Annotated in this window: 19 protein-coding genes; 11 read left to right on the forward strand and 8 right to left on the reverse strand. The window is 33.2% G+C overall.

Translation table 11 applies throughout. The features are described from left to right. Position 1: 1 nt before the first annotated feature. From lepB to HMPREF2706_RS09330, 3 genes are all read right to left on the reverse strand, one after another. Entirely contained in the window at positions 2 to 538 is a 537-nt protein-coding gene (gene lepB / locus HMPREF2706_RS09320) for a signal peptidase I (protein WP_030065052.1), read from the reverse strand. 4 nt (positions 539 to 542) lie between these two features. Then, positions 543 to 1,118, reverse strand: coding sequence for a TVP38/TMEM64 family protein (locus HMPREF2706_RS09325; RefSeq protein ID WP_002433402.1), 576 nt, complete (start codon positions 1,116 to 1,118; stop codon positions 543 to 545). Positions 1,119 to 1,364: 246 nt separating this feature from the next. Next, positions 1,365 to 2,696, reverse strand: coding sequence for a glucose-6-phosphate isomerase (locus tag HMPREF2706_RS09330; RefSeq protein WP_023350601.1), 1,332 nt, complete (start codon positions 2,694 to 2,696; stop codon positions 1,365 to 1,367). A gap of 350 nt (positions 2,697 to 3,046) precedes the next feature. Here HMPREF2706_RS09330 and HMPREF2706_RS09335 point away from each other — a divergent pair, with 350 nt between their 5' ends. From HMPREF2706_RS09335 to HMPREF2706_RS09345, 3 genes are all read left to right on the forward strand, one after another. Beyond that, positions 3,047 to 4,252, forward strand: a complete 1,206-nt coding sequence (locus HMPREF2706_RS09335; RefSeq protein ID WP_002433255.1) for an argininosuccinate synthase — start codon at positions 3,047 to 3,049, stop codon at positions 4,250 to 4,252. After that, positions 4,242 to 5,618 carry an argininosuccinate lyase gene (gene argH / locus HMPREF2706_RS09340; RefSeq protein WP_030065050.1) on the forward strand — a complete coding sequence of 459 codons (1,377 nt, stop codon included), beginning with the start codon at positions 4,242 to 4,244 and terminating at the stop codon, positions 5,616 to 5,618. Before HMPREF2706_RS09335 ends, argH begins: the two co-directional genes overlap by 11 nt. Positions 5,619 to 5,836: 218 nt before the next feature. Beyond that, positions 5,837 to 6,814, forward strand: a complete 978-nt coding sequence (locus HMPREF2706_RS09345; protein WP_371106844.1) for a glycerophosphodiester phosphodiesterase — start codon at positions 5,837 to 5,839, stop codon at positions 6,812 to 6,814. A gap of 241 nt (positions 6,815 to 7,055) precedes the next feature. Here HMPREF2706_RS09345 and HMPREF2706_RS09350 read toward each other — a convergent pair whose 3' ends face one another. From HMPREF2706_RS09350 to HMPREF2706_RS09370, 5 genes are all read right to left on the reverse strand, one after another. Continuing rightward, positions 7,056 to 8,300: a Glu/Leu/Phe/Val family dehydrogenase gene (locus tag HMPREF2706_RS09350; RefSeq protein WP_023350604.1), complete on the reverse strand. Its 1,245-nt coding sequence runs from the start codon at positions 8,298 to 8,300 to the stop codon at positions 7,056 to 7,058. Between the two features lie 108 nt (positions 8,301 to 8,408). After that, positions 8,409 to 9,599, reverse strand: coding sequence for an ornithine--oxo-acid transaminase (locus HMPREF2706_RS09355; RefSeq protein ID WP_023350605.1), 1,191 nt, complete (start codon positions 9,597 to 9,599; stop codon positions 8,409 to 8,411). Positions 9,600 to 9,927: 328 nt separating this feature from the next. After that, positions 9,928 to 11,055, reverse strand: coding sequence for an NADH-dependent flavin oxidoreductase (locus HMPREF2706_RS09360; RefSeq protein ID WP_030065046.1), 1,128 nt, complete (start codon positions 11,053 to 11,055; stop codon positions 9,928 to 9,930). Positions 11,056 to 11,387: 332 nt separating this feature from the next. Continuing rightward, positions 11,388 to 11,768, reverse strand: a complete 381-nt coding sequence (ygs, locus tag HMPREF2706_RS09365) for a S1 domain-containing post-transcriptional regulator Ygs (protein WP_002433374.1) — start codon at positions 11,766 to 11,768, stop codon at positions 11,388 to 11,390. Between the two features lie 228 nt (positions 11,769 to 11,996). Next, entirely contained in the window at positions 11,997 to 12,590 is a 594-nt protein-coding gene (locus tag HMPREF2706_RS09370) for a peptidylprolyl isomerase (protein ID WP_002433133.1), read from the reverse strand. A 65-nt stretch (positions 12,591 to 12,655) separates the two neighbouring features. On the opposite strand from HMPREF2706_RS09370, the gene kapB reads away from it, so the two are divergent. The 8 genes from kapB (at position 12,656) to mnhG1 (ending at position 18,984) form a co-directional block, all read left to right on the forward strand. Next, the gene (gene kapB / locus HMPREF2706_RS09375) at positions 12,656 to 13,036 is read left to right on the forward strand and encodes a sporulation phosphorelay system protein KapB (RefSeq protein ID WP_002433108.1); all 381 of its coding nucleotides are present in this window, start codon (positions 12,656 to 12,658) and stop codon (positions 13,034 to 13,036) included. A gap of 183 nt (positions 13,037 to 13,219) precedes the next feature. Then, complete coding sequence (locus HMPREF2706_RS09380) at positions 13,220 to 15,625, forward strand: Na+/H+ antiporter subunit A (protein WP_070862336.1); 2,406 nt, start codon at positions 13,220 to 13,222, stop codon at positions 15,623 to 15,625. After that, entirely contained in the window at positions 15,618 to 16,046 is a 429-nt protein-coding gene (gene mnhB1, locus HMPREF2706_RS09385) for a Na+/H+ antiporter Mnh1 subunit B (RefSeq protein WP_037548550.1), read from the forward strand. The genes HMPREF2706_RS09380 and mnhB1 overlap by 8 nt, the downstream gene beginning before the upstream one ends. Further along, positions 16,046 to 16,393, forward strand: a complete 348-nt coding sequence (gene mnhC1 / locus HMPREF2706_RS09390) for a Na+/H+ antiporter Mnh1 subunit C (protein ID WP_030065043.1) — start codon at positions 16,046 to 16,048, stop codon at positions 16,391 to 16,393. Before mnhB1 ends, mnhC1 begins: the two co-directional genes overlap by 1 nt. Next, positions 16,380 to 17,876 carry a Na+/H+ antiporter Mnh1 subunit D gene (gene mnhD1 / locus HMPREF2706_RS09395; RefSeq protein WP_049426885.1) on the forward strand — a complete coding sequence of 499 codons (1,497 nt, stop codon included), beginning with the start codon at positions 16,380 to 16,382 and terminating at the stop codon, positions 17,874 to 17,876. The genes mnhC1 and mnhD1 overlap by 14 nt, the downstream gene beginning before the upstream one ends. 1 nt (position 17,877) lies before the next feature. Next, positions 17,878 to 18,360: a Na+/H+ antiporter Mnh1 subunit E gene (mnhE1, locus tag HMPREF2706_RS09400; protein WP_002433263.1), complete on the forward strand. Its 483-nt coding sequence runs from the start codon at positions 17,878 to 17,880 to the stop codon at positions 18,358 to 18,360. Further along, on the forward strand, positions 18,357 to 18,650 hold the full coding sequence (gene mnhF1, locus HMPREF2706_RS09405) for a Na+/H+ antiporter Mnh1 subunit F (RefSeq protein WP_002433123.1): 294 nt from the start codon (positions 18,357 to 18,359) through the stop codon (positions 18,648 to 18,650). The genes mnhE1 and mnhF1 overlap by 4 nt, the downstream gene beginning before the upstream one ends. Next, positions 18,628 to 18,984, forward strand: a complete 357-nt coding sequence (gene mnhG1 / locus HMPREF2706_RS09410) for a Na+/H+ antiporter Mnh1 subunit G (protein WP_030065040.1) — start codon at positions 18,628 to 18,630, stop codon at positions 18,982 to 18,984. The genes mnhF1 and mnhG1 overlap by 23 nt, the downstream gene beginning before the upstream one ends. The last annotated feature ends 45 nt before the right edge of the window (positions 18,985 to 19,029 follow it).

A 19,029-nucleotide genomic window follows, 5' to 3' on the forward strand; every position in this document is an offset into this window, starting at 1 on the left:
TTCACACCTCTTCTAATTTATAAAAATCATAGGCAAATTCTTTAAAAGGGTAATATTTTAAACTCACATCGCCAATGATATCTTTTTTATCAATTAAACCATAGCGTCTTGAGTCTGATTTTTTATCATCATTATCATTTAATACAAAATATGAACCAGGTGGTACAGTATCTCCATCTGAATCTTTAATATCTCGTAATGCAATATTATTTATTTGTCTATTTTTACCATATTGTTGATTGACGCGTCTATCATCTCTATATAAGTTATGATTTATAATTTCAATTGATTCTCCAGGTTTACCAACAATTCTACTGAAATGGATTTTATTGTCACGACTATACATGATAACATCCCCATCTTTAAGTAAATCGAAAGTCACCTTTATTTTATTAACAATTACTCTATCATCCTTCTTCATAGTTGGAGACATATCATGATTTGGTATAACCGCCCCAACAACAATAAATGTTTGAATGAATAGTACAATAATAATTGCAAAAATTAAGGAAATCAAATATTTAATCGTGCGTTGCACATTGTCACTCCTTAGTAGAACCCATAAAATATTTTTCCACTTTTTTACTAATAAACCAAAGTGCAACGAGTAATAATAACATTATTAATGCGCGAATAGGATTAGTAAAAATAGTAGTTACTTCTCTTCCCATTACTCCTAAAATAGTAATTGAAATAAGTTTTGAAATAGTTAAAACAATAAAATAATACTTTACCTTAATATGAGATAAACTTGCTACTAAATTAATCAATGTATTAGGTGTAAATGGAAAACATAGTAAAATAAATAAAGGTATTAAACCTTGTCTATCTATAAAACTTATAAGTCTTTGTACAGATTTTCTTTTCTTCACATTTTTCATTTTTTCAGTATTAATTAATTTCTTACACACTAAAAATACAGTAAATGTACCAGTTACGATGCCTAACCAACTGATGATAATTCCCGGAATTGACCCATAAGCGTGCATTAATAACACAACATAGAGTGTCAAAGGTAACACAGGTACAATTGCTCTTAAATAGAGCATAATGAACCCAGGAATGTATCCGAATTGCCGAAATATGTCAAACCATTCTTCTAATTGATGAAACGACAAAACATCAAATCCTTTCTAGGGTTAGTATTACTTTATTATTATAGTGGTATTTTACGCTTTTTGAAACAACTAAATTTTGTTCACAACATAAATCAAATTTTAGTGATAAATACTCTTTTTGGTATTTATATGAAAATTAATTATAAAATCTCAAACAGAGTATGAAAAAAGCCAAGAACTTAAGAAATATTCTCAAGCCTTGGCTATAAAATTACTATATTCGAATGATAACTTACAATCGAAAAATTATAAGCGATCTTCTAATTCTTTTTTCTTATCTTCATATCCTGGTTTACCTAGTAATGCAAACATATTTTGTTTATAAGCTTCTACACCAGGTTGGTTGAATGGATTAACTCCTAATTGATAACCACTCATTGCACACGCAAGTTCAAAGAAATACACGACATAGCCGAATGTTTCTTCGTCTAGTTGAGGTATGTTAACTACGATATTAGGAACACCACCATCAGTGTGCGCTAATAGTGTTCCTTCAAAAGCTTTCGTATTAACTTCATCAATTGTTTTACCAGCTAAATAATTTAATCCATCTAAATCTTCACTATCTTGTTCAATAGTAATATCATGTTTAGGATGATTAACTTTCACAACTGTTTCAAATAAGAAACGACGACCCTCTTGTACGTATTGTCCTAAAGAGTGCAAGTCTGTTGTGTAATTGGCACTTGAAGGATAGATACCTTTGAAATCTTTACCTTCAGATTCACCATATAATTGTTTCCACCATTCATTAAAATATTGCATAGAAGGCTCATAGTTTATCAACATTTCTGTTGTGTAACCTTTGCTATATAAAATATTGCGAATAGTTGCGTATTGATATGCAATATTTTGTTCTAAATCTTCAGATGATAATTCTTCACGTGCTTTAGCTGCACCAATCATAATTGATTCGATATTAATACCAGCTGTTGCGATTGGTAATAAACCTACTGCAGTTAAAACTGAATATCTTCCACCTACATCGTCAGGTACTACAAAAGTTTCGTATCCTTCATTATCTGCTAATTGTTTTAAAGCACCTTTTGATTTATCTGTAGTCGCAAAAATTCGTTTTTTCGCTTCATCTTTTCCATATTTATCTTCGACTAGTTGTTTAAATAATCTAAATGCAACTGCTGGTTCAGTAGTTGTTCCTGATTTAGAGATTACATTTACTGAAAAGTCTTTATCAGCTAAATAATTTACTAATTCTTGAGTATAACTTGATGATAAATGATTACCTACAAATACAATCTCTGGATATTCATTACTTGTTCTGAATGATGAAGTTAGCATTTCAATAGCTGCTCTCGCACCTAGATATGAACCACCGATTCCAATTACAACAAGTACATCAGAATTAGACTTAATACGTTTTGATGCTTCCACTATTCTTGAAAATTCTTCTTTGTCATAATCTACTGGTAAGTCTAACCAACCTAAAAAGTCATTACCTGCACCATTACCTTTATGAATTGTATGATGAATCGTTTTAACGATTTCTTTTTGTTGTTCTAATTCATGTTTGTCGAAAAATTCTAAGGTTTTACCATAATCTAATTGAATATGAGTCATCTTATTGCCTCCTATGATGTGTACTATTTTAATTCTACTAAGTTTAAATGAGCTATTCAATTCCAAAGACTATCTCAATGACTGAAAAATGATTGTTCTGTGAATTTTTAAGTTAAATTACAAGTTATTTATAGTTTTTATCAGTAATTTCTTTATTAATCTTATATTCATTTTACAGAATTTTTAAATATATTAAAAATACCGTTATTACAAAGTTTAATAATTGATACACCTATTACATCATTATCGCATTTTGAATATTTATGTAATAAAATGGTTTTATTTTCATCTGTAATCTGCTATGATGTATCCATATTAAAATTCTGAAAATTTATTAGAGGTGTAAACTTATGAAAGAAAAAATTGTTTTAGCCTATTCTGGCGGTTTAGATACAAGCGTTGCAGTGCAATGGTTAATTGATAAAGGATACGACGTCGTAGCATGTTGCTTAGACGTAGGAGAAGGTAAAGATCTTGATGTTGTATATCAAAAAGCATTAGATATGGGAGCTATTGAATGTCACATTATAGATGCAACAAAAGAATTTAGTGAAGATTATGTAAGTTATGCAATTAAAGGAAATTTAATGTATGAAAATGCATATCCCCTAGTTTCTGCACTTTCTCGTCCATTAATTGCTAAAAAGCTAGTGGAAATCGCTGAGAAAACTAATTCTATTGGAATTGCACATGGATGTACTGGTAAAGGAAATGATCAAGTACGTTTTGAAGTGGCTATTAAAGCATTAAACCCTAATTTAAAAGCATTTGCACCTGTACGTGAGTGGGCTTGGAGTAGAGAAGAAGAAATTGATTACGCAATCAAACATAACATTCCAGTTTCAATCAATCACGATTCTCCCTACTCTATCGACCAAAATCTATGGGGAAGAGCAAATGAATGTGGTATTTTAGAAGATCCTTATGCTGCTCCACCTGAGGATGCATTTGACTTAACTACACCTCTAGAACAGACACCTGATAAAGCAGATGAGATTATTATTTCATTTAAAAAAGGACTTCCAGTTCAAATTGACGGTAAAGATTATCAACTCGATGACCTTATTCTTTACTTAAATGAATTAGCTGGTAAACATGGTATTGGAAGAATTGACCACGTTGAAAATAGAATGGTGGGTATTAAATCTAGAGAGATTTATGAGACTCCTGGTGCTGAAGTATTACTCAAAGCTCACAAGGCGCTAGAAACAATTACTTTAACAAAAGATGTTGCTCACTTTAAACCAGTTATTGAAAAGCAATTTTCAGAACAAATCTATAATGGACTATGGTTCTCACCTCTTACAGATAGTTTGAAACTCTTTATTGATAGTACGCAACAATATGTAGAAGGTGACGTAAGAGTTAAATTATTTAAAGGCAACTCAATAGTGAACGGTAGAAAATCACCATTTACTTTATATGATGAGAAACTTGCTACTTACACTAAAGAAGATGCATTCAATCAAGAAGCGGCAGTAGGATTTATTGACATCTATGGATTACCAACACAAGTAAATGCAATGTTACATGGAGGTTATAGTGATGAGCAGTAAAGCTTGGGGAGGTAGATTTGAAGCTCAACCAGAAGATTGGGTTGATGACTTTAATGCTTCAATCGAATTTGATAAAAATTTAATTAATCAAGATATTCAAGGTAGTATTGCACATGCCACAATGCTTGCGAATCAACATATCATTACACAGGATGAAGCTCAGTCTATCATTCAAGGACTAAAAAATATTCAAAAGGATTTTAATGAAGGTAATATTGAATTCAAAGCATCATTAGAAGATATACATCTAAATATTGAGCATGAGTTGATTCAACGTATTGGGGAAACTGGTGGTAAATTGCATACAGGACGTAGTAGAAATGATCAGGTTGCTACAGATATGCATTTATATACAAAAGAAGAAGTTCAAAATATTATCGAATTAATCAAATCATTTCAACATGAAATAATTAAACTTGCTGAAGAACATGTAGATACGATAATGCCAGGATATACGCATCTCCAACGTGCACAACCTATTTCTTTTGCACATCATGTAATGACTTACTTCTGGATGTTAGAGCGTGATAAAGGACGCTTCAATGATAGTCTGAAACGTATCGATATATCACCACTAGGCGCTGCTGCTTTAAGTGGTACAACTCACCCAATAGATAGACATGAAACACAAGCTCTTTTAGATTTTGCTAATATTTATGAAAATAGTCTCGATGCAGTGAGCGACCGTGATTACATTATCGAAACGTTGCATAATATTTCATTAACTATGGTTCATCTATCTCGTTTTGCTGAAGAAATTATTTTCTGGTCTACGGATGAAGCTAAATTTATAACACTATCAGATGCTTTTTCAACTGGATCATCTATTATGCCTCAAAAGAAGAACCCAGACATGGCAGAATTAATTAGAGGGAAAGTTGGACGAACGACAGGTCACTTAATGAGTATGCTAGTTACGCTTAAAGGTTTGCCTCTAGCTTACAACAAAGATTTACAAGAAGATAAAGAAGGTTTATTCGATGCAATTCATACGGTCAAAGGTTCTCTACGCATCTTTGAAGGTATGATAGCTTCAATGACTGTTAATACTGATCGATTAAGTGAAACTGTAAAAAAAGATTTTTCAAATGCCACTGAGCTTGCAGATTACTTAGTAAGTAAAGGGGTTCCTTTTAGAACTGCACATGAAATTGTTGGTAAAATCGTGCTAAATTGTATTCACAAAGGTATTTATCTTCTTGATGTACCACTATCAGAGTATCAAGCACAACATTCTAGCATTAATGAAGATATTTATGACTATTTAAATCCTGAAAATTGTTTAAAACGTCGTAAAAGTTACGGCTCAACAGGACAAGATTCCGTTAAACATCAATTGAATGTAGCAAAATCATTATTAGCTTAATATCTTTGAAATATGATTGAATGTTGTTATGATACCTTCGAAATTTGTTAAATATTAATTAAGTTTTTTAATAATATTTGAAGTTAGTAAATTTTATATAAAATTTATCGCATTCTCTTTTTCATCCTTTTAAAATGGTGTAATTTATATTTATCACATCAATTTGAAAGGATGTTTTTATGTTCAAATCTAAAAGAATAGTTTTGACGAGTTTGGTCGTGCTATTTATAGGTATCATTTGTATTACTACCTCTAACTTCCTTAATACTAAAGGAGTTAAAGCCAATCAAAGTCAAACACAACAAACAACTAATACAACTCAAGATAATCATTTTAAACGTCAACCTGAATCTGATTCAGTAAGTGGAAAAACAAACGATTCACATCCTCACTGGGCTACTAATCCTACAGGAGAAAAATATACAACTATAGCTCATAGAGGTGCAAGTGGTTATGCACCTGAACATACTTATCAATCTTATGATAAAAGTCATAATGAATTAAGCGCCTCTTACATAGAAATTGATTTACAACGTACGAAAGATGGTCATTTAGTTGCCATGCATGATGAAACGGTAAATCGTACTACAAATGGCCATGGACGCGTAGATCATTATACTTTAAAACAATTAAAACAGCTTGATGCTGGAAGTTGGTTTAACAAAGCAAATCCTAAATATGCCAACAAGAACTATAAAAATGCAAAAGTACCAACGTTAGATGAAATTTTAGATAGATATGGCAAAAATGCCAACTATTATATTGAAACAAAATCACCGAATGTTTATCCAGGAATGGAAAAACAATTACTTAATACTCTAAATCAACATGGTATGTTAACAAATAGTTCATTAAAAAATGGACATGTGATGTTGCAATCATTTTCCGGAGATAGCTTACAAAAATTACATCAAATGAATCCGAATGTACCTTTAATTAAACTAATGAATAAATTCGAATTAACAAACGCTTCAGAACAAGATTTAAAAGCGATTAAATCATATGCAGTGGGTGTCGGTCCAGAATACACGGACTTGAATATAAAAAATACTAGACACTTAAAAGATTTAGGTTTCCTAGTACACCCGTATACAGTAAATAAAGTTAATGATATGAGACGTTTAAATCAGTATGGTGTAGATGGCGTCTTCACTAACTATGCTGATTTATATAAAGCAGTTTCAAAACAACAATAATAATCTCCTATTAAAAAAGACTTTGTGAGATAGTTAAATTATGTCACAAGGTCTTTTAATATGTCGTTAAAACCCTCACAAAGATTTATCATCAGTTTAATCAGTGCTTCTTGTTTAAACTGAAATATCTAGATTTATTTATATTTTTCGGAAGTTCTCAACTGGTTCTTAACTTTAAAAAACCTACAACTCATTACAAGTTGCAGGTTTGCCTATCACTTTCTTTATATAGTTGTAAATATTAAGCCCAACCACGATAACGAGCAGCTTCTGCTGTACGTTTAATACCTACAATATACGCGGCAAGTCTCATATCAATTTTTCTGTTTTGAGCTAATTCATAAATTGTATCAAATGCAGTGACTAATTTTTCACGTAATTTTTCATTAACTTCTTCTTCTGTCCAGTAGTAACCTTGGTTATTTTGTACCCACTCGAAATAAGATACTGTCACTCCCCCAGCACTTGCTAATACGTCTGGAACAAGTAAAATACCTCTTTCAGTTAAAATACGTGTAGCTTCTGGAGTTGTTGGACCATTAGCCGCCTCAACAACAATGTCAGCTTTAATATCATGCGCATTATCTTCTGTAATTTGATTAGAGATTGCAGCAGGTACTAAAATATCACAATCTAATTCAAATAATTCTTGGTTAGAGATTGTTTCTTCAAATAAGTTAGTCACTGTACCGAAACTATCACGACGATCTAATAGATAATCTATATCTAAACCATTAGGGTCATGTAATGCACCATAAGCATCACTAATACCAACTACTTTGGCACCTAAGTCATATAAAAATTTAGCTAAGAAACTACCAGCATTACCAAAACCTTGAATAACTACTCTAGCGTCTTTAACATTCATACCTCTACGTTTGGCTGCTTGTTCAATTGCAATAACAACACCTAAAGCTGTTGAACGGTCTCGACCTTCTGAACCACCTAAAACGATAGGTTTACCAGTGATGAAACCTGGTGAGTTAAATTTATCTAGTGCACTATACTCATCCATCATCCATGCCATGATCTGTGAGTTAGTAAATACGTCTGGTGCTGGAATATCCTTATTTGGTCCAACGAATTGAGAAATAGCTCTTACATACCCACGAGATAATCGTTCAACCTCATGAATACTCATTTGACGTGGGTCACAAACGATACCACCTTTACCACCACCATACGGTAAGTTAACGATACCGCATTTTAACGTCATCCACATTGATAACGCTTTAACTTCTTCTTCATCAACTTCTGGGTGGAAACGTACCCCACCTTTAGTAGGTCCAACGGCGTCATTATGCTGTGCACGATATCCAGTAAAAGTTTTAACTGTACCATCATCCATGCGAACTGGAATGCGAACTTGTAAAAATCTTAATGGTTCTTTAATAAGATCGTACATTCCATCGTCAAATCCCAATTTGTGTAATGCTTCTTTAATAATCCCTTGAGTGGAAGTCACTAAATTATTATTCTCAGTCATGATCCTATTCGCCTCTTTTTAACTAATGATTTCGCTTTCAAATTTTATTGTAACACAAGTATACGCTTTTTAAAGGGTTTACAAAGCGAATGTTACAAGTTTTTGAACTTACTCAAATACACTTCTAATTTTATCTAATGCTAGGTCTAATTCCTCTTTAGTGATAACTAATGGTGGTGCAAATCTAATTACTGTATCATGCGTTTCTTTACATAATAAACCTTTTTCTTTTAAGGCTTCACAATATGGTCTAGCACTTTCATTAAGCTCTATACCAATGAATAAACCTCTTCCGCGAACTTCCTTAATTGAAGGATGTTCAATTTTTTGAAGCTCACCCTTGAAGTATTCACCTAGTTCTAATGAACGGCCCGGCAAGTCTTCATCTATAATTACATCTAATGCTGCAATAGAAACTGCACAAGCAAGCGGATTACCTCCAAATGTTGAACCGTGTGATCCTGGTGTAAATACATCAAGCACCTCATTATCTGCCAAAACTACAGAAATTGGTAACACGCCTCCGCCTAAAGCCTTTCCTAAAATGTAGACATCTGGTTTAACATTATCCCAATCTGTAGCAAATAGTTTACCAGAACGACCTAGACCTGCTTGGATTTCATCTGCAATAAATAAAATATTGTGTTCATCACATAATTCTCTAATCTCTCTAAGATAACCTTCTGGTGGTACATTAATACCAGCTTCCCCTTGAATAGGTTCAACTAAAATCGCTGCAGTGTTCTCATTAATTGCCTCTTTCAACTTATCAACATCACCAAAATCAACTTTATGGAAACCATCTAGTAAAGGACCATAACCGCGTTGATATTCAGCTTCTGATGAAAGTGATACTGGAGCCATTGTACGACCATGGAAGTTACCATTAAACGCTATGATTTCGGCTTGGTTAGGTTCAATCCCTTTAACATCATAAGCCCAACGTCGAGCTGCTTTTAATGCAGTTTCGACTGCTTCAGCACCAGTATTCATAGGTAATGCTTTATCTTTACCAGCCAATTTGCAAATTTTCTCATACCATTCCCCTAAGTTATCACTATGAAATGCGCGAGAAACTAAAGTCACTTTATCTGCTTGTTCTTTCAAAGCTTGAATAATTTTAGGATGACGGTGTCCCTGATTTACCGCAGAATAAGCTGAAAGCATGTCCATATATTGATTTCCTTCTGGATCTTTAACCCATACACCTTCCGCTTCCGAAATAACGATTGGAAGTGGTACATAGTTATGTGCACCATAGTGGTTAGTCAATTCAATAATTTGTTCAGATTTAGTCATAATATCTCCCCTTTGTTATCAAAATTATGAAACTTATTAACAATATCATAACTGATTTCTAACGGCTCTCAAGCTTTATTTTATTGAAAATGAAATACCCTCTAAAAATTTTTGCGTCGGCTATTTTAAATCAATAATTAAGCACATCAAAAGTGAACACCAACATCTTTGAAAGCCCTTACAAATATAATGACACAATATTGCTACAATTTACAAGCAAAATTTACAATATTTCCACAACTTTTAATTTATAACTTACAACCTTTTAGAATAAAAAAATAAACCAAGTCCCTCTATTAAGTTGGAACTTGGTTTAGTACTGAAATGTTTATTTATCTTTACGAGGCAATGGATAGAATCCTTCATCAAATTGTTTCCATAAATTTGGTGGTAACTCATGACGATCTTCTCTATTCGGATCATACTCACTAATAATTTCATCTTCTTGTCCATTTTTAATTTTGCCGACAAAGTCATAATCAAGAAGAATTTCACGACCTAACGCAACAAGTTCTACACCGACATTGTCAATGGCATTTAACGCATCTTCAGGTGTAAATATTGATCCAATACCAATAAGAGGCATACGACCATTAATCCAATGATGAATCAGTTTAAGACGATTTTCACCTTTGTATTTACCATCTCGTGTTTCAGAATTAACGTCCATGAGAGAAATATGAATATAATCTAACGGTTGATTCGCAATTTGATTGATAAGTTGTTCAGTAATTTCCATTGATATACCTGGAGATTCTGCTTCTTCAGGTGACAATCTATAACCCACTATGAAGTCATCATTAGCATATTCTTTTTTAGCTTTAACAACTTCTTCTATAACTGACATTGGGAATTTAAGATTATCTGCCCAAACATCGTTTCTTCTATTATAATAAGGTGACACAAATTGGTGGATAAGGTAATGATTCGCGCCATGGATTTCTACACCATCAAAACCTGCCTCAATCACTCTTCTTGTTGCTTCTCCAAAATCTTTAATCGTTTGTTCTATTTCGTCAGAAGTCATCTCACGCGCTTCGTGAGGTTCTTGCTGACCAAAACTCTTGAGTGTAATAGGACTAGGTGCGACAACATCACCTTGTGGTGTTAGATTAGGTAAAGCTTGAGCACCACCATGGTGAATTTGTACTATTGCTTTCGCACCATTTTTCTTCATTGCTTTTGCAAGTTCTTTTAGGCCTTCAATGTCAGAATCATGAGCTACTGAGGGCTGTCCTGGGAAAGCTTTCCCAACATCATTAACATTACTTGCAGCATTAATAGCAAGTCCTACATCTTTAGAACGTTTTTCAATATATGGAATTTCTACATCAGAAATCGTTCCATCATCATTCGATGAAATATGAGTTAATGGAGCTAAAACAAAACGATTTCTCAATTCTACACCATTAGGTAACACGAGTGGTTCGAATAAAGATTTATATTTATTATTCATGTGTTAATACTCTCCTTGTTTTTATGTTGTCACGACTATATCATGCAAGTTTTAAATATCTCTAATTTTTTGCTTGCACGTGCATTTTTATCGAAACTTTACCTTTAGAAAGGTAATTAGTTGAGATTACGCAGATTTCTTAAATCTGTGTTCCTTTGTATCACTTTTTATATTTTCAAAGATAGAACGTATTTAAATTTATAAATTAAAAATTGCTTTTAAGACAAAAAGAAAACGATAATCCTACGACTATATATCGTAAAGATTATCGTTATGATGCGATGAATTACTCTTAGTGAGCTCATCACATATTGGCACGAATGTACAGTCATTCAGTCGTTACGAATGGCACGTTTAGACTGTTTGATCCAGACCGGTAAGCGTTCTTCAAGTGTTTGAAACCCATACTTTTCCGTCTCTCTTATTTCATCTAAGACTGACTGTTTTTCTTTTTTACGTTCATAATTTTTAAAGTAATCATTATCTTTTAAAGACAAGTTTAATTTTCCTTCATCATCGATGGATAAAATTTTAGCTTTTACAATTTGTCCCTCAGATAGAAATTTCTTCAAGTTATGGACATAGTCATCCATGATTTCAGAGATATGGATTAGTCCTTCAGTATGGTCAGGGGTCTCAACAAATGCGCCATACGGTTGAATACCAGTCACACGTACCTTGATATGTTGACCTACTTTATAGTGATTATTCAACGTGATAACCCCTTATTTCGATTTTTCTTAACACACATATCATAGCATAAATCATTTTTATGGACTAACTAAAACGATAATAAATTTCAATTATTCTAAAAATTGTTGTGTAACGCGTACCTTTTTAATCTATTTTAAAGCTACAAAAAAAGCTTTAAGTCATATACATCAACCAGACATATAATGACTTAAAGCTTTAATTCATTTAAAACATTTTAACGTTTAATCTTATTCTTCAACGTCGATAGATTCGATAACCACGTCATAAACTGGTTTATCTTGAGCGCCTACTTTAGTATTAGCGATATCTTCTAAAGTAGATTCCCCATCAATCAATTGACCAAATACTGTGTGTTTTTGGTCTAACCAAGGTGTACCACCCTTTTCACCATAAGCTTCAACTATAGGTTGAGGCCAGCCACCATCAAGTAATTGATTTAGCATATTTTCAGGAACTTCTTTCATTTGGACTACAAAGAATTGAGAACCATTAGTATTTGGTCCAGCGTTTGCCATTGAAAGTGCACCGTATAAATTGAAAGCTTCTAAAGAGAATTCATCTTCGAATGCTCCACCATAGATACTTTCACCGCCCATACCAGTAGCAGTTGGGTCGCCACCTTGAACCATAAAATCATTGATTACTCTATGGAATGTCACGCCATCATAATATCCGTTCTTAGAATGTGTCACAAAATTTTCAACTGTTTTAGGGGCAATGTTTGGGAAAAGTTTAAAAGTCATATCTCCCTTATTTGTATGCATAACGACTTTAATTTCGTTATCTTGAATCTCTGTATTTAACTGAGGATAGTTCGCCATTTAAATTCTCCATTCATGTTATGATATAAGCATATCTTAACACATTTGAAAGGAAGGAATATAGCATGTTATATCGATTTTCTCACAAGACTGGTAGTTATGGTGTAACTATTAGAGAAGAGAATGACGATCAAGTTTTAGTACAAGTTGAACAAGTCATTAAACACCCTAAACAAGGTGATTTACATAATCCTAACGAAACTAAAGGTGTCTTCTTTCATGAGCGTAAGGCTTTAAGCCACTTTGAAAAACGATATGCAAAACGTTCACAGCTACGAGAATTCAATGTAGAAGAAATGAATTACGAGGATTCACTTCAACAAGCTATTACAGATTTAGAACATCAATTAAAGGATGATGATTCTGAACATGCACGTCTCTCACTTAAAAATTTAAATGAACTTAAAGAGGATTATTCAATTCAATATAAAAGAGAATTTGTCTAAAATTCTTTTAAAAATGTCGTGAACGTTTACAAAACTTAAATTTTTTTCTGTGAAATTTAACGTGTTTCTTCTTATTTAACAGTCCCTCAAAATCAATGCCTTCAAGCGATTAAGAGGTTTTTCAGACTAAGAGCATTCATGTATAATGTAAGTCATAAATATTTTTTAAAGGAGGACAACATAATGAGTTTGTTACATATTGCGGTACTATTACCGTTAATATTCGCACTCATTATTCCTATCCTGTATCGGTTCGTTAAACGTATACACTTAGGATGGTTTGTATTACCTGTTCCAATACTCTTATTTATCTATTTCTTATCTATGATTTCTATTACGAAGTCAGGTAATACAGTAATGAAAACCTTAAATTGGATGCCACATTTTGGAATGAATTTTAATCTATTTGTGGATGGCCTTGGATTACTCTTTAGCCTCCTTATAACAGGCATAGGTAGCTTGGTTGTTTTATATTCCATTGGCTACTTAAGTAAATCTGAGCAACTTGGGAATTTTTATTGTTATTTATTACTATTTATGGGTGCAATGCTAGGAGTTGTACTTTCAGATAATTTAATTATTTTATATTTATTTTGGGAGTTAACTTCATTTTCAAGTTTTTTACTTATCTCATTTTGGAGAGAGAAAAAAGCATCAATTTATGGTGCGCAAAAATCACTAATTATTACCGTTTTAGGCGGATTAAGCTTATTAGGAGGAATTATCCTATTATCGTTAGCCGCCCATACATTCAGCATTCAAACGATGATTGAAAAAGTAAGTGACATACAAAATAGTCCTTTCTTTATCTTGGCAATGGTATTAGTCATGATTGGCGCGTTTACTAAATCAGCTCAAGTACCATTTTACATTTGGCTACCTGATGCAATGGAAGCACCTACACCAGTAAGTGCTTACCTTCATTCAGCTACAATGGTTAAAGCTGGACTGTATTTAATAGCAAGAATGACGCCCATCTTTGCTATATCTGAAGGTTGGGTATGGACAATCACTTTAGTAGGATTAGTCACACTTTTTTGGGCTTCATTAAATGCCACAAAACAACAAGATTTAAAAGGCATTTTGGCATTTTCAACTGTATCTCAACTTGGAATGATTATGTCCATGTTAGGTATAGGTGCAGTGAGCTATCACTACAATGGTACTGATAGCCAAGTTTATGTTGCAGGTTTCATTGCTGCCATTTTCCATTTAATCAACCATGCAACATTTAAAGGTGCATTATTCATGATTACTGGTGGTGTTGATCACTCTACAGGTACTCGAGATGTAAGAAAATTAGGTGGATTACTTACAATCATGCCTATATCATTTACTATCACAGTTATTACTGCATTAAGTATGGCTGGAGTTCCACCATTTAACGGCTTCTTATCAAAAGAAAAATTTTTAGAAGCAATGATTGATGTGACACATGCGAATTTAATGAGCCTCAGTACTTTAGGCTTTATATTCCCAATCATAGCGATTGTAGGTAGTATTTTCACTTTCGTGTATTCAATTAAATTTATTATGCATATATTCTTTGGTAAATATAAGCGTGAAAGTTTACCACAATCTGCACATGAATCATCAATTTTAATGCTTTTATCTCCAATTATTTTAACTCTTTTAGTTATTGTATTTGGACTTTTCCCAAGCACTTTAACGCAATCTATTATCGAGCCTGCAACTCAATCAGTGAGTCAATCTACAGGAATAACTGCAGAGTTCCATCTTTTCCATGGAATTACACCAGCATTTATTTCAACAATAGCTATATATATTATAGGTATATTACTTATCATTACATTTAGCTATTGGGTGCGATTATTAGAAGCTCAACCTAATCAACTTAAATTTAATCATTGGTACGATACTATGGGACTCAAGATTCCAGGTTATTCTGAAAATATGACCAATAGCTATGTTACTGGTTTCTCTAGAAATAACTTAGTCATTATATTCGGTATTTTAATACTACTTACAGTAGTGACTTTAATCAGCGTTCCATTTAGTATTAATTTTAAAAATGTAAGTCAGTTCAGAATTTTTGAAGGTGGCATTGTACTATTCTTACTCGTTGCCTCACTTTTAATTATATTTGCTAAATCACGACTCTTTAGCATTATTATGCTAAGTGCTGTAGGTTATGCAATTTCAGTATTATTTATATTCTTTAAAGCACCTGACCTAGCTTTAACTCAGTTTGTTGTTGAATCTATTTCTACGGCTTTATTCTTATTATGTTTCTATCATTTGCCAAATTTAAATCGTTATAATGAGTCGCCAGCGTTCAAAATTAACAATGCAATGATTTCTGCTGGTGTTGGTTTAGTAGTCATTATTCTAGGTTTAATCGGATATGGAAACAGACATTTTTCTTCAATTACAAAATACTACCAAGACCATGTATATGATTTAGCTCATGGTAAAAATATGGTAAACGTTATACTTGTCGACTTCCGTGGCATGGATACTTTATTTGAGTCATCCGTACTAGGTATAGCTGGTTTAGGTGTTTATACGATGATTAAACTTCGACTTAAACAAAGAAATCAATCAAGCGAGGTGAATGACCATGAATAGACAAAAGAATAACTTAATGTTTCAATACGCCGCTGTTGTCATTTTCTTCATGGTCATCGTCTTCGGTTTCTCATTATTTCTAGCAGGTCACTATACACCCGGGGGTGGCTTCGTTGGAGGTTTATTGTTTGCGAGTGCGCTATTAGTCATTACAATCGCATTCGATGTAAAAACAATGCGTAAAATTTTTCCTCTGGACTTCAAAGTTTTAATTGGCATAGGCCTACTGTTTTGCGTAGGTACACCCATTGCAAGCTGGTTTATGTCTAAAAACTTTTTCACACATGTCACTTTTGATATACCGCTTCCCCTACTAGAACCCATGCATATGACAACGGCAATGTTCTTTGATTTTGGGGTACTTTGTGCAGTAGTAGGAACTGTAATGACTATTATTATTTCGATTGGAGAGAACGAATAGTGGAAATTATCATGATATTTGTTAGTGGTATTCTCACAGCAATAAGTGTCTATCTCGTTTTGTCTAAAAGTTTGATACGAATTATTATGGGGACTACTTTACTAACACACGCAGCAAATTTATTTTTAATTACTATGGGTGGATTGAAACATGGTACTGTTCCTATCTATGAAAAAGGAACAGCCAGCTATGTTGATCCTATACCTCAAGCACTAATCCTTACTGCAATAGTTATCGCATTTGCTACAACAGCATTCTTCCTAGTACTTGCATTTAGAACTTATAAGGAACTTGGAACAGATAATGTTGAGCGTATGAAAGGAGCACCTGAAGATGACGGAAAGTAACTTGCTCGTTTTAACACTTGTGATACCTATTTTGACTGCAATCTTGCTTATCTTTATCGGAAAGCGTCCGCTAATTAAACGTTACGTGGCACTTGCTGGATCAATATTGACATTGATTGTAGCTCTTTTTAATTTAAAAAATGTATTACATTCAGGACCTTTAAAAGTAGATTTAGGTTCATGGAAAGCGCCATACAGCATTGTCTTTGTATTAGATGTTTTTAGTGCTTTACTTATTATCACAAGTATTATTATAACGGTTATAGTAATTTTATATTCCTATCGTTCTATAGGCATTGAAAGAGAACGATATTATTACTACTTTTCAATTATGTTTATGTTAATCGGTATTATCGGCGCTTTCACTACTGGTGATATCTTTAATATGTTCGTGTTCTTTGAAGTCTTCCTAATGTCTTCTTATTGTTTACTAGTCGTTAGAACGACAAAAATTCAACTTCAAGAAACGATTAAATACGTTCTAGTTAATGTTGTTTCTTCTTCATTCTTTGTTATGGGTGTAGCGATACTTTATTCAGTAGTTGGAACACTTAACTTGGCGCATATTAGTGAAAGATTATCTAGTTTATCAGTTCATGATAGTGGCTTAGTCAATATCGTATTCATCTTATTTATCTTTGTCTTTGCAACTAAAGCTGGCGTCTTCCCTATGTACGTATGGTTGCCAGGCGCATATTACGCACCACCTGTAGCCATTATCACATTCTTTGGAGCCCTGCTTACTAAAGTGGGCGTCTACGCTATAGCTAGAACGCTCAGCTTATTCTTTAATAGTACGGTTAGCTTTTCACACTACGTCATTCTATTCTTAGCTTTACTTACAATCATCTTCGGATGTGTAGGTGCCATAGCTTATTATGATACTAAAAAAATCATTCTATATAACATTATGATTGCAGTTGGTGTCATCTTAGTCGGTGTATCAATGATGAATGAAAGTGGCATGATGGGTGCTATTTACTACACTATTCACGATATGCTAGTGAAAGCTTCACTATTCTTACTTATAGGCGTTATGTATAAGATAACTAAGTCAACAGACTTGCGACATTTCGGTGGTCTAATCAAGAGCTATCCTGTATTAGGATGGACATTCTTTATTGCTGCACTCAGTCTAGCAGGCATACCACCATTGAGTGGTTTCTATGGGAAGTTTTATATTGTACAGGCCACTTTTGAAAAGGGATTCTACCTAAGCGGTATCATTGTCTTATTATCAAGCTTAATCGTTCTATATTCAGTCATACGTATCTTTCTCAAAGGTTTCTTCGGTGAAGCAAAAGGTTATGATATGACACGCAAAGTGAACGTCAATTACTTAACAACTATCGCCGTTATTTCAACTATTATTACAGTATTATTCGGCTTGTCCGCTGACTTACTGTTCCCTATAGTTAAAGAAGGTTCTGAAACTTTCACTGATCCAAATATCTATATTCACAACGTTTTAGGAGGTAAGTAATATGGCCGCACAATTTATCGTCAATTTATTGGTCGCTATCATTTGGTTATTTGTAACTGATAGTTACACGTTAAATAACTTTGTTCTAGGATTTCTATTTGGTCTTATACTTGTTTACCTCCTACATCGGGTAATGCCAGGTCGCTTTTATTTAGTAAGGATTTATCGCATTATTGTATTAATTCTTACATTTTTAAGTGAACTGATTAAAGCGAATTTCGATGTTCTGAAAATCATCCTCAAACCAAATATCACGAATAAACCAGGTTTTTTCGTGTATGAAACAGATCTTAAGACAGACTGGCAAATTGTCTTACTTTCAAATCTTATTACGTTAACCCCAGGAACTGTGGTATTAGGCATTAGTGATGATCGTAGGAAAATATACATTCATGCGATTGACTTTAGTACTAAAGAGGAAGAAGTTGAAAGTATAAAAACTTCATTAGAAAAGGTAGTAAGAAAGGTGGGTGAAAACGAATGACACATAATATTTTCATTATTATTGCATTAATTATTGTTGTAGCTTCAATGTTAGCCATGTTAGTACGTGTCATTCTGGGCCCTTCTTTAGCCGATCGTGTTGTTGCACTTGATGCTATTGGACTACAGTTGATGGCTGTGATTGCCCTATTTAGTATTTTATTAAATATTAAATACATGCTTGTAGTTATTTTAATGGTAGGTATACTAGCTTTCTTAGGTACTGCAGTTTTTTCTAAATTTATGGATGAAGGTAAGGTGATTAAACATGATAACAACGATCATCATTAGTATTGCCGTAATCTTTGTCATGTTAGGTGCTTTGATTAGTGCCTTTGCAGCGATAGGCTTAATCAGACTAAAAGATGTTTACTCACGTGCCCATGCTGCTGGTAAAGCAGCAACACTTGGGGCGATGTTTCTACTCTTTGGTGCCTTCCTGTATTTCATCGGCACTGAAGGCTACGTCAATATGCAATTAATCATCGGCATTATCTTCGTTTTCATAACTGGTCCACTTTCTAGTCACATGATTATGAAAGCAGCCTACAATATTCAAACACCTTACAGTAAAGATACAAAAGTTGATGAAATTAAAGAAGATATGAATGATACAAAATTATAGTTCTAAAACTCTAAGGAAATAATAAAACATATTTCCTTAGAGTTT

The organism is Staphylococcus sp. HMSC067F07 (assembly GCF_001837405.1).
Classification (GTDB): domain Bacteria; phylum Bacillota; class Bacilli; order Staphylococcales; family Staphylococcaceae; genus Staphylococcus; species Staphylococcus capitis.